At 61.2% G+C, this 24175-nt stretch carries 18 protein-coding genes; 5 read left to right on the top strand and 13 right to left on the bottom strand.

Features of this window, described 5'->3' with window-relative positions; genetic code table 11:
* Window positions 1–362: 362 nt before the first annotated feature.
* The gene (locus F2S13_RS24615) at window positions 363–689 is read left to right on the top strand and encodes a DUF6124 family protein (protein ID WP_166365775.1); all 327 of its coding nucleotides are present in this window, start codon (window positions 363–365) and stop codon (window positions 687–689) included.
* A 160-nt stretch (window positions 690–849) separates the two neighbouring features.
* Here the strand turns inward: F2S13_RS24615 and F2S13_RS24610 are convergent, their stop codons facing one another.
* The 9 genes from F2S13_RS24610 to F2S13_RS24570 form a co-directional block, all read right to left on the bottom strand.
* Window positions 850–2553: an arylsulfatase gene (locus F2S13_RS24610; protein ID WP_166365773.1), complete on the bottom strand. Its 1704-nt coding sequence runs from the start codon at window positions 2551–2553 to the stop codon at window positions 850–852.
* 28 nt (window positions 2554–2581) lie between these two features.
* Entirely contained in the window at window positions 2582–4195 is a 1614-nt protein-coding gene (locus F2S13_RS24605; protein ID WP_166365771.1) for an arylsulfatase, read from the bottom strand.
* A 168-nt stretch (window positions 4196–4363) separates the two neighbouring features.
* Window positions 4364–6043, bottom strand: coding sequence for a thiamine pyrophosphate-binding protein (locus tag F2S13_RS24600; RefSeq protein WP_166365769.1), 1680 nt, complete (start codon window positions 6041–6043; stop codon window positions 4364–4366).
* A gap of 157 nt (window positions 6044–6200) precedes the next feature.
* Window positions 6201–7787: a class I adenylate-forming enzyme family protein gene (locus F2S13_RS24595; RefSeq protein ID WP_166365767.1), complete on the bottom strand. Its 1587-nt coding sequence runs from the start codon at window positions 7785–7787 to the stop codon at window positions 6201–6203.
* Between the two features lie 33 nt (window positions 7788–7820).
* Entirely contained in the window at window positions 7821–8597 is a 777-nt protein-coding gene (locus F2S13_RS24590) for an SDR family NAD(P)-dependent oxidoreductase (RefSeq protein ID WP_166365765.1), read from the bottom strand.
* Between the two features lie 70 nt (window positions 8598–8667).
* On the bottom strand, window positions 8668–9825 hold the full coding sequence (locus F2S13_RS24585) for an acyl-CoA dehydrogenase family protein (RefSeq protein ID WP_166365763.1): 1158 nt from the start codon (window positions 9823–9825) through the stop codon (window positions 8668–8670).
* Between the two features lie 33 nt (window positions 9826–9858).
* Window positions 9859–11100, bottom strand: coding sequence for a thiolase family protein (locus F2S13_RS24580; RefSeq protein ID WP_166365761.1), 1242 nt, complete (start codon window positions 11098–11100; stop codon window positions 9859–9861).
* Window positions 11101–11127: 27 nt separating this feature from the next.
* Window positions 11128–11913, bottom strand: a complete 786-nt coding sequence (locus tag F2S13_RS24575; protein ID WP_166365759.1) for an enoyl-CoA hydratase/isomerase family protein — start codon at window positions 11911–11913, stop codon at window positions 11128–11130.
* Complete coding sequence (locus F2S13_RS24570; protein ID WP_166365757.1) at window positions 11910–12146, bottom strand: hypothetical protein; 237 nt, start codon at window positions 12144–12146, stop codon at window positions 11910–11912. Before F2S13_RS24570 ends, F2S13_RS24575 begins: the two co-directional genes overlap by 4 nt.
* Before the next feature lie 53 nt (window positions 12147–12199).
* Between F2S13_RS24570 and F2S13_RS24565 the strand changes: the two genes are divergently transcribed.
* Together F2S13_RS24565 and F2S13_RS24560 are read left to right on the top strand one after the other, a co-directional pair.
* Window positions 12200–13672 (top strand): coniferyl aldehyde dehydrogenase, encoded by a 1473-nt coding sequence (locus F2S13_RS24565; protein WP_166365755.1) that lies wholly within the window; start codon window positions 12200–12202, stop codon window positions 13670–13672.
* Window positions 13669–15459: an arylsulfatase gene (locus tag F2S13_RS24560; protein ID WP_166365753.1), complete on the top strand. Its 1791-nt coding sequence runs from the start codon at window positions 13669–13671 to the stop codon at window positions 15457–15459. Before F2S13_RS24565 ends, F2S13_RS24560 begins: the two co-directional genes overlap by 4 nt.
* Window positions 15460–15595: 136 nt before the next feature.
* Here the strand turns inward: F2S13_RS24560 and F2S13_RS24555 are convergent, their stop codons facing one another.
* The 3 genes from F2S13_RS24555 to F2S13_RS24545 are packed head-to-tail and all read right to left on the bottom strand — an operon-like array spanning window position 15596 to window position 18717.
* A complete protein-coding gene (locus tag F2S13_RS24555; RefSeq protein ID WP_166365751.1) occupies window positions 15596–16717 on the bottom strand; it encodes a CaiB/BaiF CoA transferase family protein in 1122 nt (373 codons plus the stop codon).
* Between the two features lies 1 nt (window position 16718).
* On the bottom strand, window positions 16719–17096 hold the full coding sequence (locus F2S13_RS24550; RefSeq protein ID WP_166365749.1) for a hypothetical protein: 378 nt from the start codon (window positions 17094–17096) through the stop codon (window positions 16719–16721).
* Window positions 17065–18717 (bottom strand): GMC family oxidoreductase, encoded by a 1653-nt coding sequence (locus F2S13_RS24545; protein ID WP_166365747.1) that lies wholly within the window; start codon window positions 18715–18717, stop codon window positions 17065–17067. The genes F2S13_RS24550 and F2S13_RS24545 overlap by 32 nt, the downstream gene beginning before the upstream one ends.
* A 210-nt stretch (window positions 18718–18927) precedes the next feature.
* Here F2S13_RS24545 and F2S13_RS24540 point away from each other — a divergent pair, with 210 nt between their 5' ends.
* Window positions 18928–19974 carry an AraC family transcriptional regulator gene (locus F2S13_RS24540; protein ID WP_166365745.1) on the top strand — a complete coding sequence of 349 codons (1047 nt, stop codon included), beginning with the start codon at window positions 18928–18930 and terminating at the stop codon, window positions 19972–19974.
* 106 nt (window positions 19975–20080) lie between these two features.
* Here F2S13_RS24540 and F2S13_RS24535 read toward each other — a convergent pair whose 3' ends face one another.
* The gene (locus tag F2S13_RS24535) at window positions 20081–22075 is read right to left on the bottom strand and encodes an alkyl/aryl-sulfatase (protein WP_166365743.1); all 1995 of its coding nucleotides are present in this window, start codon (window positions 22073–22075) and stop codon (window positions 20081–20083) included.
* A 248-nt stretch (window positions 22076–22323) separates the two neighbouring features.
* On the opposite strand from F2S13_RS24535, the gene F2S13_RS24530 reads away from it, so the two are divergent.
* Window positions 22324–24153, top strand: a complete 1830-nt coding sequence (locus tag F2S13_RS24530) for a DUF1302 domain-containing protein (protein ID WP_166365741.1) — start codon at window positions 22324–22326, stop codon at window positions 24151–24153.
* Window positions 24154–24175: the final 22 nt, after the last annotated feature.

Genomic DNA, 24175 nt, shown 5'->3' with positions numbered 1-24175 from the left:
GGGCGAGTCCATTTGATTACAAGCGCTCGACCGAAAATTTACAGTCGCGTTCTTGAAATTTAGGAAATATCCTACGCAGTGTTGGTCCGTCACAGGGTTGTCCTGCGCACTACCGTGCACTAGTCTCCTCGCGTCGTTGCAAAATCAACGACAGGGTGTGAGAACCCTAACTAGCAGGCGCTAAAGCGCCAAAACCTCTGCAGGCGCTTTTGCCCGCGGGTTGCTTTATGGCGGCTGTGTGCGGGCAGATTTCGGTCTGGCCGAGTGCCTGCTTCTCGGTTTCTCACCCCGTTCACAGTCCGCCACCCTTAATCGTGTGAGAACGGCTGAGGGTGGCTCCGTCTACAAGCAGGAGCTACACAATGAAAAAAATCGTTCCCGATCCACCTTCTGCACTTCCTCCCGGTACCCTCCACAAAACTGCCGAAACCGCCTTCGGTTCATGTGATGCTGGCCATGCGCCCATCTTCGCCGTGCGCGCCGGCATCAATGCCGAGGACGCCCTGGTGCATGCCTCCCTGATGCTTCAGTGCGCCTGCGCAACCGCCAACGCGGCCTGCAACCACTCAAGGAATCTGGACAAAGGCTTGCTCTGGTCAACCCTGCATTCGGCCGAGGTGGCCAAGGCGTTGGTCGACGCATTGCTCGATGGTGCAGAGGCGAGTGGGCAAAAGCCATTGACTGAATAGAGTCCCTGGGGCTCCGGTTCCTCGTTCCCACGCTCTGCGTGGGAATGCTCCCGGCGACGCTCTGCGTCGATCTCGGCTGATCGACGCTGGAGCGTCTGGAACTGCATTCCCACGCAGAGCGTGGGAACGAGGAAATCGGTCAGACTCGCACGCGCCCCCCTTACTCGCCTGCGTGACTCGACGCTCTGGAAGCCGCCATTTCCGCCATGATGCCGTCGAGGTTGTAGGTCTCGGGTGCTTGCAACGGTGGGAACTCTTTATACGACATGAGCTCTTTCATCCACAGCAACTGACCGACCGGCAACATGTTCCAGTCATAGATATAGGCCGTGGATGGCGATGCAAGTGCCCCTCCGTAACCCGTGATGGACTTGGGATCGTCCAGACCTCCGGCAATTTCGAAGGGATCGCGCTTGATATTGTCAACCATGGTCCAGGAGTAACTGATAGGCCCCTGCATTGCCCCTGTAGGATTGGTGGGCACCATGGTGTAGTACATTTTCCAGTTTTTGTAACGTACTGCCGAAGGCTTCGGACCGGTGTAATAAAAGAAGACTTCGCGCGCAGACGTTTCACTCTTGCCGGTCAGATAATCAATCTGATTGACGCCATCGAGTGTGGTCTTGACGATGCCGGGGTACTTACCACCTTCAATCTGCGCCTTCAGGTCATTGCCTTTAGGGCCACCGGCAATTTCCACCAGGGTCGGCACCCAGTCCAGCGCTGAAAACATCTGGCTCTTCACGGTGCCCGGTTTGATATGTCCCGGCCAGCGGACAACCATCGGTGCGCGCATGCCGCCTTCCCAGGTCGTCAGCTTCCCGCCTTTGAACGGTGTAACGCCGCCGTCCGGATAGGTAATGACTTCAGCCCCGTTGTCGGTGGTAAACACAATGATGGTGTTTTCCAGCTGCCCCATGTCTTCGAGCTTCTTGATGACATAACCGATGTTGTCATCCATCTGCTTCATGCCAGCCTCATTGACCCCCCAATCCTTGCCACCCTGGGTGCCGACCATGGCCAGGTACTTGTCAGACAGCACGGTAGTGATGTGCATGCGGGCAGGGTTGTACCAGACGAAGAACGGTTTGCCGGTTTTCTTCGGGTCGTTGCGGTCGAGGAAGTCGACGACGTGCGTGGAGATTTCCTCGTCCACGGTTTTTGACCGATCAAGGGTCAGTGGGCCTTCATCCTTGCACTTCTGGTTTTGCTGCGTGCCGTCGGAGGATACACAGGCCAGCATGGGTCTGGGTGGTGTCAGGCATGTCGCTGTTTTTGGGTCGACGGCCCCGGGAACCTCTGGCACGCCGGGAATCGGCTCATTCTTGCAGGGCGGCGCAACGGCTTGTTCGGTGGGTGACTTGTTGATATCGGGAAAACTCACCCCCTGCATGGCATCCAGGTGATAGAGGTAACCCCAGAACTCCTGGAAGCCGTGGGCAGTCGGCAGTGCTGCCGGGTGGTCTCCCAGGTGGTTCTTGCCGAACTCACCCGTGGTATAGCCCAAATCGTAGAGGAACTTGGCCAGCGCGGGTGTGCCGGGCCGCAGGTACGACGGACTGCCTGGCAGCTGCGGCGGGATCATGCCCGTTCGCAGCGGATGCATGCCGGTAAAGAATGCATTACGTCCGGCCGTGCAACTCTGCTCGGCGAGATAGTCCATATAGATCGAACCTTCATTACCGATACGATCTATATTCGGTGTCTCGCCGACCATCAGGCCGCGGTGATAGATGCTTGGCTGCATCCAGCCAATGTCATCACCCATGATAAATACGATATTGGGCTTGGTTGTATCGGCGAAGGCAGTAGTTCCTGACAAGGGAACGGTTGCAAGCGTTAGCGCGAGAATTAGTTTTTTCATGGCTGCTCTCCAGATTGGACCGCAGGGCTTACTTGGCCATCGCCGCCCTGGCAGCCTCGATCTTGGCCTTCACCGAATCGAGGTTGAAGCTCGCGCCTTTTTGCATGGGCGGGAACTCGATGGCGGTCTCGGCCAGCTTGGCGACCTCCTGCTGAACGAACACGAAGCGCCAGAACTGGAACTTGAACCAGTCGAAGTACTGCATGGAACCATTGGCCGCCTGGTTTTGCGGCCAGCCACCACGCTCGAAGGGGTCAAGCCGCAGGTTGGTCAGAATGGGCACGTCGATACTGATCTTGGCTCCGAGCCAGCCGTCAGGTTGATCGATGAAGCGGTATTTGTAGTCGTCGATGCGTACCGCACCCAGATTGCTTTCACCGAAATAAAAGATTTCGTGACGGTTGGATGGACCTTTACCGGTAATCATCGGGGTCTGGTCGTAACCGTCCAGATGCACCTTGTAGGTCGTGTCGCCCAGTTTTTTGCCTTTGAGCAGCTCGTCGCCGATGTTTGGGTTACCCGCTGCGGCGACAAGGGTCGGGAACCAGTCCATGCCGGACATGATGCCGTTCTCGATCTTGCCTGCCGGGACCTTGCCCGGCCAACGGACGATCGCCGGGACGCGGAAACCACCTTCCATCACGGTACCCTTGCCCATGGCGAACGGGGTTTGGCCGCCGTCCGGCCAGGTGAAGTTTTCCGCGCCGTTGTCGGTGGTGAACACCACGATCGTGTTTTCATCCAGGCCGTCTTTCTTCAGCTTGGCCATGACTTCGCCGACGATGTCATCGAGTTGCGCCATGCCGGCTTCCTGTTCTGACCAGCCATTTTGCGAATTGCGCATGGCCTGGTACTTGTCGGAGAGGTGGGTGACGATGTGCATGCGGGTCGGGTTGAGCCAGACGAAGAAGGGTTTGTTGTCCTGCTTGGCCTTGTCGATAAAGCTGAAGGCCTTGTCGCGGATTTCGTCGTCGACGGTTTTCATGCGGTCGGGATACAACGTGCCAGCGTCTTCTATTTTCTGTTTGCCCACTTTGCCCCAGCGCGGCATTACGGTCGGGTCATCGGTAGTGGTTGCCCAGCTGTGCACCATGTTGCGCGGGCCGACGGTCGCCAGCAGCTCTTGCGGGTAGTTGGGGTGGGACGGATCTTCCATGGCATCGAGGTGATAGAGGTAGCCGAAGAACTCGTCGAAACCGTGCACGGTAGGCAGGAACTGGTTCAGGTCGCCCAAGTGGTTCTTGCCGAACTGGCCGGTGGCATAGCCCATGGACTTGAGCACGGTGGCAATGGTTACCGCTTCATTGGGAATACCAACGGGTGATCCAGCCTGGCCGACCGTGGTCATGCCGGTACGGATCGGCAGTTCGCCGGTAATGAAGTTAGCGCGGCCAGCAGTGCAACTGGCCTCGGCATAATAATCGGTGAAGCGCATGCCTTCGGAAGCGAGGGTATCGAGGTGGGGGGTCCTCACCGCCATCATGCCCTGGTTGTAGACACCGATATGTGACCAACCGATATCGTCACCCATGATCACCAGTATGTTGGGCGCCTTATCGTCCGCCTCGGACAGGCCAGGCAATGCAATTGCCGACAGCAATGCCGTGGCGGCAAACAGCGTGGAAAGAATGCGGTGGTTCATGTTGAGCTCCTTCACACTTTCGTAGTGTTTCGAGAAGTCCCTCAAAGTTCCTTCTCGAAATCCGGATGCCCCCGCAAATAGCGTAGTTTGGATCCAGTAGCGCCTAGTAACGAATTACAAAGGGTTTGAAGTGCTTTATTGCGAAAGCAACTTTCAAACAGCTGCTGTTCATGGTTTGCGCGCCTGCTCGCGGATTTGCGTCAGGCTCAGCCGCGGTGTCAGGGCTTCCGGATCGATCCTGACTTCAATCAAGGAGGGGCTGGACGCTTTCAGGCAGCGCTCGAATGCCGGCGCAAATTCGCACGTTTTGCTGACTACTTCACCGTGGAGTCCATAGGCCTGGGCCAGCCTCGAGAACTCCGGGTTATGCAACTCGGTGCCCGAGACACGGCCAGGGTAGTTGCGCTCCTGGTGCATTCTGATCGTGCCATACATGCCATTGTTGACCACCACGAACACCACATTGGCGCCGTATTGCGCGGCAGTGGCTATTTCCTGCCCGTTCATCAAGAAGCAGCCGTCCCCGGAGAACGACACCACCACACGGTCCGGGCAGTTGAGTTTGGCCGACACCGCCGAGGGCACGCCGTAGCCCATGGAGCCGTTGGTTGGGCCAAGCTGGGTGCGGTAATGGCGGTACTGATAAAAGCGTTGCAGCCAGACTGCATAGTTGCCGGCGCCATTGGTGAGGATGGCGTCATCGGGTAGGCGCTGATTGAGCCAGCCGATGATTTCAGCCATTTGTACGTCCCCGGGAGAGGCCGGGCATTGCAGGTTGCGCCGATAGTGTTCGTTGAGTGCGCGGGTCCATTCGCCGCGCCCTTTACGGCTGGCCGGGGCAAGTTGCGCGGCCATCGCCGCGAAGCTCGACATGCTGCTGTTGATGGCCAGCGCCGGCTGGTAGACACGTCCCAGTTCTTCGATGCCTTGATGAACATGGACCAGGGTCTGTTTGGGCACGGGGATGTCCAGTGTTGTATAGCCTCCGGATGACACTTCCCCCATGCGGGAACCGACCACCAGCAGCAGATCGGCGTCCTTCACCGCTGCGGTCAGTTGGGCCGATGCGGCGAAGCCAAGGTCGCCGGCGTAGTTCGGGTGTCGATTGTCGAACAGGTCCTGGCAGCGAAACGAGGCGGCCACCGGGAGGTCCTGCTGCTGCGCGAATAGCTGAATATCCCGTACCGACTGGCTGTCCCAGCCGCTTCCACCCAGTACCATCAGCGGGCGCTCGGCTTGCTTGAGGGTGTCCTGCAGGGCGGTCATCTGCTCGGCTGCGGGTGTCATCGGCACGCGTTTGAAGGGGCCGGCATCGGCGACCTCGGCCATTTCGGTGAGCATGTCTTCGGGCAGGGCGACCACGACCGGTCCGGGCCGGCCGTTGACCGCACGATGGAAAGCCTGGCTGAGCAGTTCGGGAATTCGCCGGGTGTCGTCGATTTGCACGACCCACTTGGCCAGCGGGCCGTACATCTGGCGAAAGTCGACTTCCTGAAACGCCTCACGGTACTGCTGGTCGCGTGCCACCTGGCCAATGAACAGGATCATCGGCGATGAATCCTGGAACGCGGTGTGCACCCCGACAGCGGCATTGGTCGCGCCCGGCCCCCGGGTGACGAAACAGATGCCCGGTTCGCCGGTGAGCTTGCCATGGGCTTCTGCCATATAGGCCGCACCGCCTTCCTGGCGGCAAACCACCAGATCGATTGCTTCACGCGCGTCATACAGGGCGTCGAGCACTGCCAGGTAACTTTCGCCAGGCACGCAAAACGCTCGCTTGACCCCATGGATGCGCAAGGCATCCACCAGAATCTGACCTCCGCTACGACGAGAAAGGGTTTGGGTCATTGTTATCTCCTTCGGTCCAATGGCCGGCAGGTGCCGACAGGTTCAATCTAGAAGAACAACGGCGAAGCGTTGCTTGCCGTTGTTCAGTCAAGACTGACGAAGGGAGAAACCACCTGGAGGGTCGGATACCGCGATGACGCATCCGGGCGTTTTTGCATCAACTGATCTTGCGCGCAGAACCCTGCCAGTACTTTTCCCTTACCTGCCGGCGCAATACCTTGCCGACCGCCGAAGTGGGCAGTTCATCGACGAATACCAGCGACTTGGGCGCCTTGTAGCCGCCGAGGCGAGCCTTAGCCTGGGCAATCAACTCTTGCTCAGTGACGGTCGCGCCAGTGCGCAGTATCACTTCGGCGTGCACGGCCTCGCCCCATTCGGCGTGGGGAATGCCGACCACGGCCGCCATCAGCACCGCCGGATGTGCGGCCAGGGTTGCCTCGACTTCCACCGCGTAGACGTTGAAGCCGCCGCTGATGATCATGTCCTTGAGGCGGTCGACGATGTAAAGGTAGCCTTCGGCGTCGATATAACCCAGATCACCAGACTTCCAGGCGCCATCGTCGAATTCCTCGGCTGTTGCCTGGGGGTTGTCGTAGTAACCCTTGATGATTGCCTTGCAGCGGATGCGAATTTCGCCGGTTTCACCCACGGGCAGGGGCCGGCCATCCTGGCCTGCGATAAACACTTCGACGCCCGGGGTAGGGCGGCCGGCCGAAGACAGGCGTTGCAGCATGGCAGTGTTGCCGGGTTGGTGCGCGGCCTTGTCGAGGGCGGCGATGATCATCGGCGCCTCGGTGGCGGCATAGCCCTGGACGAAGATCTGCCCGAAACACTCGACCAGCTCGCCGAGTTTGTCCGGGCTCATGGGCGCCGCGCCGTAGATCAGCGTCGTCAGCGACGAGAAGTCCCTGGGCGCGGCCCGTTGCAACTCCAGCAAGCGATAGAGCACGGTCGGCACCAGGAACGAATGGGTGACGCGTTCGCGCTCGACTTCCTGGCGCCAGTTCTCCATGTCCAGCTGGTTCATGGTGAGGTTGGTGCCGCCGGCGTAGAACGTCGGGAAGAACAGCATCAGGGTGCCATGGGACAACGGCGAGACGTGCAGCAGGCGCGTTGCGCTCGACAGTGCCAGGTCGGTATTGATGAAGGCCGCATCGCGGCAGACCATCCAGTTGTCGATCGAGTACATCGCGCACTTGCCCTTGCCGGTGGTGCCTCCGGTGAAGCGCAACATGCAGATGTGCTCATCGGTATGGAGTTCCACATCGTTATCGAGGTCCGATGCGTCCTCCACCAGTGTCCAGAAACAGTGCACCCCAGGGCGGGCAGCCTGCTCGGCAGACGGCGGGTCCATCAGCACGATCGCACAACCCCGGCTGCGCAGGGTGTCGTAGTAGCTGTCCAACAGGCGGGTTTCGAGGAACACCACCCTGGGGTTGACCAGGTCCATTTGCCTTGCGTGCTCTTCCAGCGAGTCACGCAGGTTGGTCATGACCACCGTGCCTTCCTGCTTGAAGGTGCTGGGAAACATCATCAGGCTGAGGTTGTCGTTCTCCAGAATCAGCATGAAGGTATCGCCCTTGCCGACCTGCAGCGTGTTGCGCAAAACGTCGGCGATACGGTTGGTCAGCAGGTGGTATTGCCCGTAGGTAAAGCGACGGTTGCGCTCGATGTTGACGATGGCCTCCTGATCGCGATAGCGCAGCGCGATCAGGCGCATGATTCGAGAGAAATTCATTTTCATGGGTGGCTGCTCTTCTTGTTCTGGAGCCTTGGCTTACTTGGCACGCATGCGCGAAGCGGCGTCGAGACGAATGGTCTCACCATTGACGTAGGCGTTTTCGATCAGAAACGCGCAGCAATGGGCGAATTCGCGGGTATCGCCCAGGCGCTTGGGCGCTTCCATCTGTTCTTTCAACGAGCTCAGGACCTTCTCGTCCAGGGCCGCGACCATGCTGGTCAGAAACAGACCAGGGGCAATGGCGTTGACGCGCACACCGATGGCACCGAGTTCGCGGGCCGCCGGCATGTTCATGCCAATGACCCCGGCCTTGGTGGCGGAGTAGGCGCACTGGCCGACCTGGCCTTCATAAGCGGCACCCGACGAGACGTTGATCACCACACCACGCTCTTCGCCGGCTTCGGGCTCATTGCGGGCCATTTGTTCGGCGCACTTGGACATGGCGTTGAATACGCCATTGAGGTTGATCGCGGTGGCCTGGGCGAAACGCGCCAATGGCGAGGCCTTGCCTTCCTTGCCCAGCACTTTGAAACCGGTTGGCACGGCTGCGCCGTTGATGCAGACGTGGATGGCGCCAAACTGTTCCATGACCGCATCCACGGCGTACTGAACCGATTCTTCGCTGCTGACGTCGGTTTGTACGAACATCGCCCGCTCGGCGCCGATTTCGGCCACGGCCTGTTCCCCGGCTTCGGTATTGAGGTCGAAAATTGCCACGCGCGCGGCTTTTTCAACGGCCAGGTAGTGTGCGGTGGCCAGGCCCAGGCCCGAAGCGCCGCCGGTGATCACGATGACTTTGTCTTGAATACGCATGGTGTGTCCCTGTTTGCTGCTCGGCTCAAGGGAGCCGAGTCTTGTTGTTGGGTGTCGGAGCGACGGTCGATCAGAACGCGTTGACGCCCGTCAGGGCGCGGCCAATGATCAGTTGCTGGATTTGCGAGGTGCCTTCCGGGATCGGTACGACGATGGCTTCGCGGGCCAGCTTTTCGACCAGGAAGTCTGTGGTCACGCCAGCGCCACCGTGAATCTGCACCGCCTGGCGGGCGATGGTGACGGCGGCTTCACAGGCGAAATACTTGGCCATCGCCGCTTCCATTTCCGCCGGGATACCCGCGCCGATCATCTCGGCGGCGCGGTAGGTGAGCAGGCGCGCGGCATCCACCTGAGTGGCCATCTCGGCGAGCATGGCGCTGATCAACTGGTGGCCGGCGATCACCTTGCCATGTTGCTTGCGCTCCCTGGCATAGCGCACGGCTTCTTCCAGCGCACGGCGGCCGATACCCAGGCCCTGGGCGGCGACGAATACGCGCGAGCGCTCAAAGAACGACAGGGTGTTTTTCAACGCTTCGCCTTCCTTGCCGATGATGTTGCTGGCCGGTACACGGATATCGTTGAGGAAAATCTGCGCGGTCGACTGACTGTTCCAGGCGATCTTGTGGATGTTCTGCACTTCGTACGGGTGCTCTTTGCGGTCGAGCAGAAAGTGCGTCAGGCCCTTGCGCGGGTCATCGCCGGTGCGGCAGGTGCAGATCAGAAAGTCCGAATAGGAGCCGTTGCTGATCCAGGTCTTTTCGCCGTTGATGATGAAGTCGTCACCGTCACGGCGGGCGCGGGTCTTGATTTCCAGGACATTGGAGCCGACGTCCGGTTCCGAGATGCCCACGCTGACAAACGAATCGCCGCTGACCAGGCCCGGCAGGTAGCGCTCGCGCAGGTGGTCGGGCGCCAGTTTTTCCAGCATCTGCGCGCCGAAGGAGTTGATCACCACCGGTGTCGACAGGTCGACCGAGCAGGCGGCCACTTCTTCGAACAGCATGGTCATGGTCGGCCAGTCCAGGCCCAGGCCACCGTTGGCTTCACTGACGGCACCGGAAACCATGCCGAACTCGGCGAGCTGGCGCATGACTTCGGACATTTTTTCGCGCGGGATGAACGTGTCGCGGTATTCCTTGTTGAAGATCGGGTCGATCTTGTCGGCGAGGAAGCGGCGGAAACTCTCGACGGCTTCCAGTTGTTCGGGGGTACGCATGACGTGGCCCATGGTGTTCTCCTGCAGGTTTCTTGTTGTTCGGGATCAGGGTTTGGCGAGGATGCTGACGGCGACCACGGCTTCTTCGATGCCGTACAGACCGCCGCCGTTTTCCTGGATTGCAATGCGCGCGCCCTCGACCTGGCGCTTGCCGGCTTCACCGCGCAGTTGCGTGACCAGCTCGTGGATCTGGCCAAGGCCGGTGGCACCAATGGGGTGGCCCTTGGATTCCAGGCCGCCCGACGGGTTGATCGGGATCCGGCCGCCCACGGTGAAATCACCGCGCTCGGCTGCCGGACCGCCTTCGCCGAAGGGCACCAGCATCAGCGATTCGGCATTGAGGATTTCGCCGATCGCCGAGGCGTCATGGACTTCCGCCACCTTGACGTCGGCCGGTTCAACACCGGCCAGGTCGTAGGCTTTCTGTGCGGCGAGGTGGGCAACGATTTTTTCCGGTTCGTCCAGCCCGCGAGAGGTACCGGTCTGCACCACGCTGGCCAGTACGCGGATGGCGCGCCCGCCGGCACCTTTCAAACGCTTCAGACCCTCGCTGTTGCACAGCACCACGGCCGCTGCGCCGTCACTGATCGGCGAGCACATCAGGGTGGTCAGCGGGTAGCAGATCGGCGGGGAGGCCAGCACTTCGTCGATGCTGAAGGCCTGTTGGAACTGCGCCAGTGGGTTGTGTACCGAGTGCTGGTGGTTTTTCGCGGCAACCGCTGCGATCTGCCGCTGGGTCGTGCCATAGCGCAGCATGTGGTTGCGACAGATGGCGGCGTACACGTCCATGAACACGCTGTAAGGCCGCTCGGACACCGTGCCGGGCGGCGGCACGATGCCTTCGCCCATGGCCAGCAGGGTGTGCTTGTTCTGCTCCACGGTGGAGACATCCCAGCCGCCATCGAACACGGCGAACATCTTGGCCTTGTCGGGGACGTTCATCTTTTCCGCGCCGACGGCCAGAGCGATATCGCATTCACCCGCGCGCAGTGCCAGGGTCGCCAGGTTGAACGCCGAGGAGCCCGAGGCGCAGGCGTTCTCCACGGAGAACACCGGGACGCCTTCAATGCCAAGGCGGCGCATGGCAATCGGCCCGGGAATGCCGGTCTGGCCCTGCAGCATGCCGTTGGTCATGGTGCTGTAATAGGCCGAGCCGATGTCACCTGCACTGGCGCCGGCATCTTTCAGGGCCCGGCCGACGGCTTCATCGACCATGTCGTACACACTGCGCTCGATCAGTCGACCAAAAGCGGTCATGCCAACGCCAACTACGTAGATATCGTTCATTACATGTTCCTGTGATGATCGCGAGGCTCAGCGGCCCTTGAATTGCGGTGCGCGTTTTTCGTTGAAAGCCTGCAGGCCTTCCTGGAAGTCGGCGGTGCGCAGGTGTTGGCGCAACATGACTTGTTCGTGCTGCAAGGCGTCGTCGCGGGTCTTGTCGGCCGAAGCGCGGGCGACGGCTTTCATGCGGCGCAGGGCAATCGGGCTCTTCTTCGCAATCTGCCTGGCCAGGTCCAGAGCGGCGTCGGCGAGTTCGCCATCGGCGTGGACTTCACATACAAGGCCGCAGGCCTTCATCTCGCTCGCTGACAGGGATTTGCCGGTCATCAGCAGGTACATCGCCATGTTCAGGGGGATCAGGCGAGGCAACACCGCAGCGCCACCGGCGCCCGGGTACACGCCGAAATTGGCGTGGGCATCGGCGATTGTCGCGCCGTGCGCCGCGATCACCATGTCGGCGCACATGGCCAATTCCAGGCCACCGGCCATGGTCACGCCATTCAAGGCTGCGATCACCGGCTTGGGGAAGTTGCGCAGTTGGCCGAATACCACATTGGCGCGGTCCAGGAAGTCGGCTTCGCCGGCTGGCAGGCTGCTGCCGGCCAGGACTTCCTTCAAATCGGCACCGGCGCAAAAGGCGGGGCCGGTACCGGTGAGAATCACCACCCGCAGTTCGTCATCGCGGGCGATCTCATCCAGGCGTTGCTCAAGCTCAGCCAGGACCGCCAGGTTCAGCGCGTTCATGGCCCTGGGACGGTTGAGCGTCAGCCGCGCTACCGAACCGGTGATTTCGTACAGCAAAACATCTTCACTCATGAAAACTCCCCTTTGTTGTTGGCGGCATAGCCGGTGCCGTTTGGTCCGCAGTTGATGGCGTCGATAGTAGGAATGGCTTCGGGGGCGACGCAGGTCATTGCAACGAAAGCGCTGGTCCGTTGAGTGGGTTGTTGTGCGGGTAATGTTGTGCAGGTACCGGGACGCAGGTTGATGTGCGGCCGCGCTGGAGACTGGTGAATGGGTCGAGATGACAGGCGCAATGCGCTGTTCATGCGCACCATCGCAAGGCCTTTTCCACCACAACAATCAGCAACCAGGGAACGTCATGTCCAGCAGCCAACCATTCGATGAGGAAGTGACCATTGCGCGGATGCGCGATGTCCTGAAGCGCCAGCAAGCGGCTTTCATCGCCGAAGGCCCACCGTCGACAGCCTTGCGCATCGACCGCATCGACCGTGTCATCCACTTACTGCTGGAGCATCAACAGCAACTGTGCAAGGCGCTGGCAACCGACTTTTCGTGGCGTTCCCATGACCATTCGCTGATGAGTGATGTGTTGCTGCCGGTCGCCGGGCTCAACTATGCCCGCAAGCACCTTCGGCGATGGATGAAGCCCGAACGGCGCCGGCCGGAAATGGGCGCCGGGTGGCTGGGGGCCAGGGCCGAGATCCATTTTCAGCCGCTGGGCAGCATCGGCATCATGGCGCCGTGGAACTTTCCCGTGGCCATCGCCCTGGGGCCGCTTGCCGAAGTCTTTGCCGCGGGCAACCGGGCGATGATCCTGCTGTCGGAATTCACGCCGGCCACGTCGGCCTTGCTGATCGAACTGCTGCGCGCAGCGTTCGACGAAACCGAAGTCGCAGCCTATGTCGGCGGGGCGAAGATCGGTGCGGCATTTTCCAGCCTGCCGCTCGATCACATCGTTTTCACCGGAAGCCCGCGGGTAGGGCGGTTGGTAATGGCAGCGGCGGCCGAGAACCTGACGCCGCTGACACTCGAGTTGGGAGGCAAGTCGCCGACTATCATTGGCCGTGGTGCAGAGCTGACCAATGCGGCGCGGCGCATCTGGGGCGGGAAGGGCATCAGTGCCGGACAAGCCTGCATTGCCCCGGATTACGTGCTGGTACATGAGGATGACCGTGAGCGCTTGCTGACCTGTATGCAAGTCGAGCTGCAACGCATGTTCCCGACCCTGCGCGGCAACCAGGACTACACCGCCATCGCCACACCCGCACAGTACGAGCGTTTGCAGCGTTACCTGCGCGATGCCGAAGCCCTTGGAGTGCGCTGCATCGAGATCAATCCGGCTCAGGAAGACCTTTCCGCAGTGCGCAAGATTGCCCCGACCCTGCTGGTGGATCCGCCCGAACAGGCGCTGGTGATGCAGGAAGAGATTTTCGGGCCGCTGCTGCCGATCGTTGGTTATAGGACCGTCGACGAGGCTATCGCCTACGTCAACGCGCGGCCCAGGCCCCTGGCGCTGTATTACTTCGGGAACGATCGCGGCGAGGCCAGGCGAGTGCTGGCCCACACTCGCTCGGGTGGGGTCTGCATCAACGAAGTGATGCAGCATATTTTCCAGAGCGACCTGCCGTTTGGTGGCTGTGGCAATTCGGGCTTCGGCCGTTATCGCGGCGGTGATGGCTTCAAGGCCTTCAGCCTGCAGCGTGCAGTCTTCACGCCTGCCTGGTTCGACGTCATGGGCCTGCTGCGACCGCCTTACGGAAATCTGTTCCGTCGAGTGATGGGGTTTCTCCTGAAGCCTGCTGCAAAAAAACAACAACGGAGCCGAGCATGAACCGGTTGAATCCACTTTTCATCGCCACGTTATGCGCGACCTTCAGCGCACTGAGCGTGGCTGCGCCCGAGCAGAAGCGGCCGAACATCGTGGTGCTGGTGGCCGACGACTGGGGCTACAGCGATGTCGGTTCGTTCGGTAGCGAAATTGCCACGCCGAATATCGACACGCTGGCCAGGGAAGGTGTGCGTTTCGCCAATTTCCACGTCGCAGCCTCCTGCTCGCCGACCCGCTCGATGCTGCTGACCGGCGTCGACAATCACCGTAATGGGGTCGGTAACATGCCCGAAACCATGCCGGCAAAGCATTTGGGCAAGCCCGGTTATGACGGTGTGCTCAACGACAACGTCGTTACCCTGGCCAGCTTGCTCAAGGACAGCGGTTACCACACCTACATCACCGGCAAATGGCATTTGGGCAAGACCTCGGGCACCTTGCCGAACAACCGCGGTTTCGAGCGCTCGTTCATTCAGGCAGACAGCGGCTCGGACAACTGGCAGGAGCGTCCCTATGCCCCCCTTTACGACAAGGCTGCCTGGTTCGAAAACGGCCAGCCGGCGCACCTGCCCAAGGATTATTACTCCTCGACATTCATCGTCGACCGGGCCATCGACTACATCGCGACAAGCAGCCACGATGCCAAGCCCTTCTTCGCGTACCTGGGCTTTCAGGCCAATCACGTGCCGGTGCAGGCGCCCAGGGAAGTCATCGACAAGTACCAGGGCGTTTACAAGGACGGCTGGACCGCATTACGCAAGACGCGTCATGCGCGCGCCATCGAGCTCGGCCTGATTCCCGAGGGGGCCGCGATGGTCTCCATGGCCAGTACCGCTGACTGGAATGCCTTGAACGATGAGCAGAGACGCTACGAGGCGCGGCGCATGGAGGTGTACGCCGGCATGGCCGAAACCATGGACCGGGAAATCGGCCGGCTGATCGCCCATCTGAAAGCGACCGGCGAGTATGACAACACCCTGTTCGTGTTCCTCTCCGATAATGGCAGCGAACCCACCGATCCCTACGATATTCCCGCGCTCAAGCTGTGGCTGCAGTTCAACTATTCCCGCGATATCGACCGCCTGGGTGGCAAGGGCGGGTTCTCCAGCATCGGCCCGAGCTGGGCCAGCGCGGCGGCAGCCCCCCTGAGCGGCTACAAATTCTTTGCCGGCGAGGGTGGATTGCGCACGCCGTTGATCATTTCCGGCGTGCCCGGGATTCAGGCAAACCGGATTTCCAGGGCATTTACCCACGTTACCGACATCGTACCGACCCTGCTGGAGGCGGCTGGGGTCCAGGCCCACGACGGTCACTACCAGGGTAAAGCCGTTGAACCGCTGATCGGCAGCAGCCTGTTGCCGGTGCTGCAAGGCAAGTCCGAGTGGGTGCACTCGCCGGACCAGGCCATCGGTTATGAATTGTCAGGCAGCGCGGCACTGTTCAAGGGCGATTACAAACTGGTGAAAAACCTCAAGCCCGTGGGCGATGGGCAGTGGCACCTTTACAACATCAAGGCCGACCCCGGCGAGGTCCTGGACTTGCAACATCAGATGCCGGAGCGCTTCACCGGCATGCAGGCTGATTACGCCGACTATGCGCGCGTCAACGGCGTGCTGCCGATGCCCGACGGCTATGACTACAAGCGTCAGGGGCAACTGTATGCGATCAAGCATGTGCTGATTCCCAGGCTCAAGGCGGCAGGGCCACCTGCTTTGTTCGGGTTGGTTTTGCTGGTGGGGGCAGGGGTGGCTTGGCGTCGTTATCGCAGTCAACCAGGAGTCCGGGTATAAGCAGCGATTTCTCGTTCCCACGCTCTACGTGGGAATGCCTCTTGCGACGCTCTGCGTCGCGCTTCCAAAGGTCGACGCGGAGCGTCTGTCACTGCATTCCCACGCGGAGCGTGGGAACGAGTAACAGCAAAGGGGGCTAGATCAACTCTTGAATCTGCTCCTCACTCAACCCCGCCTTACGCAACACCTGCGCACTATGCTCACCCCGCCGTGGAACCGCCCCCATACTCGAAGGCGTTGCCGAAAATCGCGGTGCCGGCGCCGCCTGCAATACGCCGTTGGGTCGCGAATAAACTTCGCGAGCGGCCATGTGCGGGTGAGAAAGCGCTTCGGCCGGCGTCAATACCGGGGCGAAGCAGGCATCGCTGCCTTCGAGCAAATCGATCCAGTGCTGCCGTGGCTGGCTGGCGAACATCGCCGCCAGGCGCTCGCGCAAGGTGCCCCACTGACGCGGGTCGTAGGGGGTCTTGAAGTCCGGGTCATCACCCAGGCCAAGCTTGTTGAACAGCAGGGTGTTGAACTGCGGTTCGAGCGCTTGCACGCTGACAAACAAGCCATCGGCGCAGGCATAGGTCCGGCCCCAATGGGCGCCGTCGAGCAGCCCGCAGCCGCGTTCCAGCGGCTGCTGCCCGGCGGAGTGGGCAGACAGCAGCAGGTTCATCAGGTTGGCACTGCCGTCGACGATGGCGGCATCCACCACCTGGCCGACGCCATGGGTGCTGACGTTCAGTATCCCGGCCAGAATCCCCATCGCCAGGTACAGCGCGCCACCGCCCAGGTCACCCACCAGGGTTGGCGGGGCCATGGGCGGTTCGCCGGCTTCGCCGCTGAACCACAAGGCGCCGGACAAGGCGATGTAGTTCAGGTCATGGCCGGCCGCCTGGGCCAAGGGTCCTTGCTGCCCCCAGCCGGTCATGCGCCCGTAGACCAGGCGCGGATTGCGCGCCAGACACACTTCGGGGCCCAGGCCCAGGCGCTCCATGACACCTGGACGCATGCCTTCGATAAGCGCGTCGGCGCCCTCGATCAGGCGCAACACCGCTTCGATCGCGGCCGGGTCCTTGAGATCCAGGGCTACCGATTGCTTTCCACGATTGACGATGCTGTGCTTGCCCAGATTGAGCATTTCGGCGCCTTTGCCGCCAACACGCTCCACCAGAATCACTTCGGCGCCCATGTCGGCCAGCAACATGCCGCAGAACGGCCCCGGCCCGATCCCGGCGATCTCGATGATGCGAACGCCGTCAAGAACTCCCATGCTATTGCTCCTTCGAAAAAAATGTACGGCCCAGCAACAGGCTCATCAACAAGTGAAAGGCCACGGCCGGCCACAGCAATACGCCGTGGCTGACGAACAACCCCAGGTACGCCAGATAGAGAACGATGGCAGCGTTGTAAAACAGCATGCCCCGGGCGGCGCCGACGGTTGACGGCCCCGGCCAGCAAGCCATCCCGAGCGCCAGCAGGGCGAGACCGAAGCACCGCGCAAACAGGTTGGTCAGGTCGGTTGCCGTGATCCCGAGCAGCCAGTCGCTGAGCAGTCCCGGGCCGAGCAGCAGGGCCAGGCCGGTGGCGAATTCAGTGGCAGCGGCGAGCACAAGCAGGTTACGCCGGGTGATCAAGGGCGGTTGTTTCATGATTCACCTTCGAGGTGGAGGCCGCACGATCCTGGCGGATAAAGTCCGCTGCCTTTTCGCCGATCATCACGGTCGCGGCTGTGGTGCTGCATCCGATAATGGTAGGCATGATCGAGGCATCGGCCACCCGCAGGCCCTCCAGTCCGTGGACCTGCAAGCGCGCGTCGACCACGGCCATGGCGTCGGTGCCCATCTTGCAAGTGCCCACCGGGTGGTAGAGGGTGTCGGCACGGTTGCGGATGACCTGCTCGATTTCAGCATCGGTATGCATCTGCGTGTCCAGCACGTCGCGTGGCTTGAACGCCTGGAAGGCCGGGGTCTGCATGACCTTGCGGATGATCTTGTAGCCTTCGACCAGGGTCGCGATATCGTCCGGATGGTTCAGGAACGCCGGATCGATCAGCGGTGCAACCAGCGGGTCGGCGCTGGCCAGGGTCAACTGGCCGACGCTTTTGGGGTGCAACAGGCAGGCATGTACGCTCAAGCCGTGGCCGCGATACAGGGTGCGCCCGTGGTCCGCGAACATGGCGATGGTCAGCGCCAGCTCGATATCCGGCTGGGGTACTTGCGCTGAAGTTTTGACGAAGGCGCAGGCCTCGGCAAAGTTGCTGGTGAGCGGGCCGGTGCGGTTACGCCAGTAGCTGAAGCCCGCTTTCACCATGTCCCAGATCCCCGGCAGCGACAGCCCCAGCAACTTACGGGACTTGACCCGGTAGGAATGCACATAGTCGATATGGTCGACCAGGTTCTTGCCCACACCCGGCAGTTCATGCACCACTGGGATGCCGAACTTGTGCAGCTCTTCGGTGGGGCCAACGCCCGACAGCAGCAGGAGTTGAGGCGAGTTGAACGCACCGGAACTCAGGATCAGCTCGCAGCGGGCGTACAACACACGTTTCTCCCCGTTCTGCACGAACTCGACGCCTACCGCACGTTTGCCCTCGAACAGGATGCGCGTGGCCTGGGCATGGGTCTCGATGTGCAGGTTCTTGCGTGCACGATTGGGCGTCAGGTAGGCCTTGGCGGCACTGCAGCGTTGCCCGTCTTTCTGCATCACCTGCACGCGGCCGAAGCCTTCCATGATTGCGCCATTCTGGTCGGGGCACGCCGGGTAGCCCGCCTGCAGGCCCGCCTCGACGAAGGTTTCGCCGAAGGGGTTGGGCGAGGCCTGGAAACGCACGTTGAGCGGGCCATTTTGGCCATGCAGCGGGTCCTTGAAGTTCTCGTTGTGCTCGGCACGCTTGAAGAATGGCAGCACCTCTTGATAGCTCCAGCCCGGATTGCCCAGCGCCGCCCAGCGATCGAAGTCGCCAGGGTGGCCGCGGTGGTAGGCCATGGCGTTGATCGAAGAGCTGCCACCCAGGGTCTTGCCCCGCGGCTGATAGCCGATGCGCCCGTTAAGGCCGGACTGCGCCACAGTCTGGTATTGCCAGTTGTTGATCGAGGTCGGCACCATGGCCGCCACGCCGGCAGGCATATGCACTAATGGGTTGCTGTCGGGCCCTCCGGCCTCGAGCAGGCAGACCGAAATGTCCGCATCTTCCGACAGTCGGCTGGCGACCACGCAGCCGGCAGCGCCGCCGCCTATTACGATGTAATCGAACACAACGTTCTCCTTCATGACTTGTTCTCTTTATTCGAAGCAGAAAACAGCCATTGTCAGGAGAAGGGCCGGGCTGCACTGGTCAATACAGTCAATTCGCCGGTCACTGGAGCAGGGGTGGCCGAACAGCAGCAGGGATTGGTCAAGTCGCACCTGGCAACGGCATTGACCGGGCAGGTCAGCGGGGGGAGTATTCGAACTCGTCACTTCGTATAGGGAAGGTCAGGATTGAAAACGGACAGGCCAGCCACCGGTGCCGACTCGTCATTGCGTGACGACGCGCTGGAGCCCACGACCATCAGCAGCTACACCCTGGCAATCGCCCGGGCGCTGGACGCCAGTGGTGTCGACAGCAAGCGCATTTTCCAGGCCTTCGGCATTCCGCTGAGTTCGTCGACCGACCCGATGACGCGCCTGCCCACCACCACCATGACCCGGCTGTACCGAGCGTGCGTGGATGTCACGAATAACCCGTATTTCGGCCTGACTGTCGCCAAGTACATCCACCTGACCCACCTCCACGCGCTGGGCTACTCATTGGCCGCCAGCGGCACGCTGATGGATTTCTGCCGTCGGCTGGAACGCTATTTCCGGTTGGTTTCGCAGGTGGCCAAGGTCAGGGTCCTGGAAGAGGACGACAAGGTTTTTTTGCATTTCGAGTATCTGGTCGAGATCAGCGGCGAGACCGAAGACGCCTTTTTCGGCTTTCTGTTGCTCACCATGCGCTTGCTGTACAAACCCGAATTCAATCCGCTGCGGCTGGAGCTGCATCGGCCCGCCCCGCACGAGGGACCTGAGCCCTATGAGGCGTTGTATCGCGCTCCCGTGATTTTTTCCCGGACCAACGGGTTGGTGGTCTTTGCCAGGCGCGACATGACCCAGACGCTCACCGGTGACTGCCCGGAACTGGCGCAGGTCAACGACAACATCATCATTGGCTATCTGGCAAAACTGGATAAAAGCGATGTGATCACTGGCGTGACCCAGAAGATCATCGAGTTCCTGCCCGACGGCGATTGCACCCGCGACCGGGTGGCGAGCGCCTTGTGCATGAGCCCGACCAAGCTGCAGCTGAAACTGTCGCAGCGTGGCACGCATTTCCAGCAGCTGCTCGATGACACGCGCAAGGAACTGGCCTGCAGTTACCTGCGCCAGGCGTCGCGACCGGTGACGGAGATCACCTTTTTGCTGGGCTTCAGTGATACCAGCAATTTTACCCGGGCGTTCAAGCGCTGGACGGGGTTGTCGCCGACGGATTATCGGCAGCAGGCATGAACTCGTTCCCACGCTCTGCGTGGGAATGCCTCCGCTGACGCTCCGCGTCACGACGCAGAGCGTCTTTCCCTGCATTCCCACGCGGAGCGTGGGAACGAGTGAATCTCTATTGCGCCGGCGGATTAGGCACCACAATCTCGAAATTCGGCGAGAACGCATCCAACAACCCCAGCAAGCTGGCGAAAGCCCCTGCATTACCCTCGATCTTCAGCTCCCCGCTCTCGATGGCCTGCTTGGGCGACAACTGCTGGGCCATGATGGCGTCCAGCGTCGGCCGGGTCAGGGTCAAGGTCGCATCCGGGTTGCTGGCAATGCGCTCGGCCGTATAGGTCAGGGCGCAGTTTTCCAGGTTGAGCTGGTACTGCTTGCCGCTGTCGCTGAAATTCCAATTGATGACGATGCGCTTGCCTTCAGCCTTCGGTGCATTCAAGCGCACGCCCAGCAGGTCGAAGATGTTCTCGATGGACAGCGCATGGATAGTGTCGGGGCTGGCCGTGCGCAGGGGGGACGGGACTTTCTTGCCGCCGCTGCGCAGTTCCATCGCGCCGGTCAGGTAGGCGTTGCGCTCCACGGCTGACTCGGTCTGGTAGCCAAGTTGCTCCAGGGCATCGGCAAACAGCTCCAGAGCGAGCGGATTGGTGGGTTCGGCGTCGACCAGATAGCTCATGGCCTGGGCCACCCAACGGTATTCGCCGGCGGCGTAATCGGTCCGGGCACGCTGAAGCAGTGCTTCTGCACCGCCGGCGTAGGCGACGAACTTGCGCCCATACTCGGCATTGTTCAGCGCGTCGAGGTTGGCCGGGTTGCCGTCGTACCAGCCCATGTATTGCTGATACACCGCCTTGGCATTGCGCTGCACAGAGCCGTAGTAACCCTGGGTGAACCATTCGCTGGCCAGACTCGCCGGCACGTTGTGGCGCATGTAGTCGGCGATTTCCACCGGCTTGTAGCCCTTGTTGAGCAGGCGCAGCGACTGATCGTGCAGCCACTTGTAGAGGTCGCGCTGCTTGCTCAGGTAATTGTTGACGCGTTGTTTGCCGAATACCGGCCAGGTGTGCTGACCGACCAGGACCTCGGCGTCCTGGCCAAAGCGCTGCAAGGCCTCGTTGAGGTACTTGGCCCAGGATTGGCTGTCGCGGATTTCGGCACCGCGCAGGGTCAACAACTGGTGTTGTGTCTGCAGGGCCAGTTCGCCGGTGTCCAGGACTTTGTGTTGCGGAAAATAGTGGACCATTTCCGCCGGCGCCTCGGTGCCCGGTGTGAGCATGTTGATGATCTCCACGCCGTCGATTTCCAGGCGCTCGATCGGTTGGCTGATTGCGCGGGTAGGCGGGATCAGGGTAATGGTGCCGTTCGGCAATGCCTTGGCCCCGCCCAGGTCCAGCTGGCCGCGTTCGCCCCGGGGCAGGGTGGTGCCGAACTGGTATTCGCTGCGCCGGCTCATGGCATTGCCGGCCATCACGTTCTCGGAAATCGTGTGCTCCATGAAGCCGACCGGCGCGATGATCTGCACCTTGCCCGCCTTGACGTCGGCTTCGTCGACAATGCCTTTGACGCCACCGTAGTGATCCACGTGGCTGTGGTTGTAGATCACCGCCAGCACCGGTTTCTTCGGCCGGTGCTGGTAGTAGAGGTCGAGTGCGGTACGTGCGGTTTCTGTGGTCATCAATGGGTCGATGATGATCAGGCCGGTCTTGCCCTCGATGATGGTCATGTTGGTCAGGTCCATGCCGCGGACCTGATAGAAGCCCTCGGTGACCTTGTAGAGCCCATTGGCCATCGATTTTCGGGCCTGCAGCCACAGGCTCGGATTGACGGTCGCCGGCCCCGTGGCGGGTTTCAGGAACTCGTATCCCTTCAGGCTGTAGATCACCTTGCCGTCGGCCGTCAGGGTCTCGGCGTCCGGGATGCTGGCGATAAAGCCGCGATTGATGTCGGCCTCACTCTCGGCATCCAGGGTAGGCAGGGTCCGGGCAAACGCGGCGTTGGCCGCGATGGTCGCGGGCTGCGCAGGTTTGGGTTCGACCTGTGCCAGGACGGATTGGCTGATCGCGCTCGCCAGCAGCGCGGGCAGCAGGAGTACGGGAATCGTCTTTTTCATGGGTTCTGCTTATCAGGAGGGTCGGGGCTTTACCGGCGCAGGCCGGAGCGGTCGACCGTCGTTGTACAGCCCATGCAGGAGAGGCGGCCGGTCAATTGGGCCAAATCGTCGGTCCATGGAGCTGCCTGGGCGAACCCGGTACTGCCACCACTGTGCTGACCGGTGATTTGGCCCAATTGACCGGCACGCCACCCTTGGCTCGCGTTGAATGAGTGCTCGTGAATCAACACTGAAGGCGAGCACGCTAGATGAACAACAACAATAAGATCTGCCATCCAAACTTGAGACGTGGGCTGCTGGCTTCGGCGATTCTGGCTGGACTTGGTATGACGCCCGTGCAGGCCTTCGAATTCGACACGGGCAATGAAGATCTGTCGGTACGTTTCGACAATACCTTCAAATTCAACTACGCCCAGCGGGTGGAAAGCGCCAACAGCAAGCTGGCCAATGCCTGGAACAATAACGATGGCAACCGCAACTTCTCTTCCGGCAGCGCGGTGGCCCAGCGTCTGGATGTGCTCTCCGAGCTGGATGTGGTCTACAAGCAGAAGGTCGGCTTTCGTGTCAGTGCCGACACTTGGTACGACCATGCCTACGACAATGTCGGCAGTGACAACGCCGCCTCCAACCAGCTCAACAACGGCAGGCCGGACTCGCGCCATGTGAGCGGTTACGTCGATCGCTACTACAACGGCCCGTCAGCCGAAATCCTCGATGCCTTCGTCTTCGGCAGCACGGAACTCGGCGAAGAGTCGATGCTCAGCGCCAAGCTTGGCAAGCACACCCAGTACTGGGGCGAGAGCATCCTGGCCTTCGCCCATGGCAACAGCTATGGCCAGTCCGGCCTGGACATTACCAAGGCATTGTCGGTGCCGGGCACCGAAGCCAAGGAGCTGTTCATCCCGCGCAACCAGCTGTCCACCAGCCTGACGATCAACCCGGAGCTGACCCTGGGTGCCCAGTACTTCCTCGACTGGGACGCTTCACGCTTGCCGGAGTCCGGCACTTACCTGGGCTTCAACGACGGCATCCAGAACGGCGGGCACAACCTGTCGCTGATCGGCGGCCTCAATCCGTTCTTCGGGCGCCCCGGGCCGATCGGTGCCAACCAGTTTCTGCGCCTCACCAATGGCCACACCTTCACCCCCGACAAGCATGGCGACTTCGGCATGATGGCCAAGTGGAGCCCGGAATGGCTGGACGGCACCCTGGGTGTCTACTACCGCAACACTTCCGACATCCTGCCTAACCTGGCCCTGCAACCGACCGCCATCGGTCCTGCACAGCTGATTTCCGGCAAGGCCGGCAGCTACAACCAGTTCTACGTCGATGACATCGATATCTACGGTATCAGCCTGTCCAAGAACATCGCCGGGGTCAGCGTCGGCCTGGACGTGAACTACCGCGAGAACATGCCCCTGTCCAGCGTCCCGGCAACCGTCAGCCCGGCAGCGGCTGCCGCGCGCTTGCCCGGTTTTATCGGCAGCTTCGATGGCGACAACGGCGTGGCGCGCGGCAACACCGTGCACGCCGTGCTCAACGGGCTTTCCACTTTCGGTGCCACGCCGGTCTGGGACAGCGCTTCGCTGCTGGTCGAACTCGCCTACAGCCGCTGGCTGGACGTGACCGACAACAAGCAGCTGTTCAAGGGCGAGGACTGGTACCACGGCACCGACAAGGTCACCAAAGACAACTACCTGCTGGGCGTCAACTTCAACCCGACCTGGTACCAGGTCTTCCCCGGCATCGACATGTTCATGCCGGTTACCTACAACGTCGGCCTCAACGGCAATTCCGCCGTCCAACTAGGCGGTAACGAGGACGCTGGCAGCTATTCGCTCGGCGTCGGCATGGACGTGCACAACCAATATCGCTTCGACCTGAAGTACGTGGACAACTTCGGCCCGTTCGATACCTGCAACTCACCAGGCAACGCTGGCAACCAGGGGGACGGCGCTGCGCCGGGTGCCAACGGTCAGTACAACTGCACGCCTGGTCAAGCCACCGCCTTCGGCGGCACACCGGCCCAGCTCAAGGATCGCGGCATGGTCACTTTTACCTTCAAAACGACTATCTGATCGAACCGTTGCCCCGCAACAG

Source organism: Pseudomonas akapageensis, assembly GCF_011355085.1.
Classification (GTDB): domain Bacteria; phylum Pseudomonadota; class Gammaproteobacteria; order Pseudomonadales; family Pseudomonadaceae; genus Aquipseudomonas; species Aquipseudomonas akapageensis.
The sequence above is the reverse complement of the archived record's forward strand: the minus strand, read 5'-3'. Positions and strand labels throughout refer to the sequence as shown.

Bases quoted from the DNA above. Each gene is read 5' to 3' on its own strand.
- F2S13_RS24560 (WP_166365753.1), top strand. From the start codon at position 13,669: ATGAACCGGTTGAATCCACTTTTCATCGCCACGTTATGCGCGACCTTC.
- F2S13_RS24585 (WP_166365763.1), bottom strand. From the start codon at position 9,825: ATGGGCCACGTCATGCGTACCCCCGAACAACTGGAAGCCGTCGAGAGT.
- F2S13_RS24575 (WP_166365759.1), bottom strand. From the start codon at position 11,913: ATGAGTGAAGATGTTTTGCTGTACGAAATCACCGGTTCGGTAGCGCGG.
- F2S13_RS24545 (WP_166365747.1), bottom strand. From the start codon at position 18,717: ATGAAGGAGAACGTTGTGTTCGATTACATCGTAATAGGCGGCGGCGCT.
- F2S13_RS24615 (WP_166365775.1), top strand. From the start codon at position 363: ATGAAAAAAATCGTTCCCGATCCACCTTCTGCACTTCCTCCCGGTACC.
- F2S13_RS24570 (WP_166365757.1), bottom strand. From the start codon at position 12,146: ATGAACAGCGCATTGCGCCTGTCATCTCGACCCATTCACCAGTCTCCA.
- F2S13_RS24555 (WP_166365751.1), bottom strand. From the start codon at position 16,717: ATGGGAGTTCTTGACGGCGTTCGCATCATCGAGATCGCCGGGATCGGG.
- F2S13_RS24610 (WP_166365773.1), bottom strand. From the start codon at position 2,553: ATGAAAAAACTAATTCTCGCGCTAACGCTTGCAACCGTTCCCTTGTCA.
- F2S13_RS24550 (WP_166365749.1), bottom strand. From the start codon at position 17,096: ATGAAACAACCGCCCTTGATCACCCGGCGTAACCTGCTTGTGCTCGCC.
- F2S13_RS24530 (WP_166365741.1), top strand. From the start codon at position 22,324: ATGAACAACAACAATAAGATCTGCCATCCAAACTTGAGACGTGGGCTG.
- F2S13_RS24565 (WP_166365755.1), top strand. From the start codon at position 12,200: ATGTCCAGCAGCCAACCATTCGATGAGGAAGTGACCATTGCGCGGATG.
- F2S13_RS24535 (WP_166365743.1), bottom strand. From the start codon at position 22,075: ATGAAAAAGACGATTCCCGTACTCCTGCTGCCCGCGCTGCTGGCGAGC.
- F2S13_RS24600 (WP_166365769.1), bottom strand. From the start codon at position 6,043: ATGACCCAAACCCTTTCTCGTCGTAGCGGAGGTCAGATTCTGGTGGAT.
- F2S13_RS24605 (WP_166365771.1), bottom strand. From the start codon at position 4,195: ATGAACCACCGCATTCTTTCCACGCTGTTTGCCGCCACGGCATTGCTG.
- F2S13_RS24580 (WP_166365761.1), bottom strand. From the start codon at position 11,100: ATGAACGATATCTACGTAGTTGGCGTTGGCATGACCGCTTTTGGTCGA.
- F2S13_RS24595 (WP_166365767.1), bottom strand. From the start codon at position 7,787: ATGAAAATGAATTTCTCTCGAATCATGCGCCTGATCGCGCTGCGCTAT.
- F2S13_RS24590 (WP_166365765.1), bottom strand. From the start codon at position 8,597: ATGCGTATTCAAGACAAAGTCATCGTGATCACCGGCGGCGCTTCGGGC.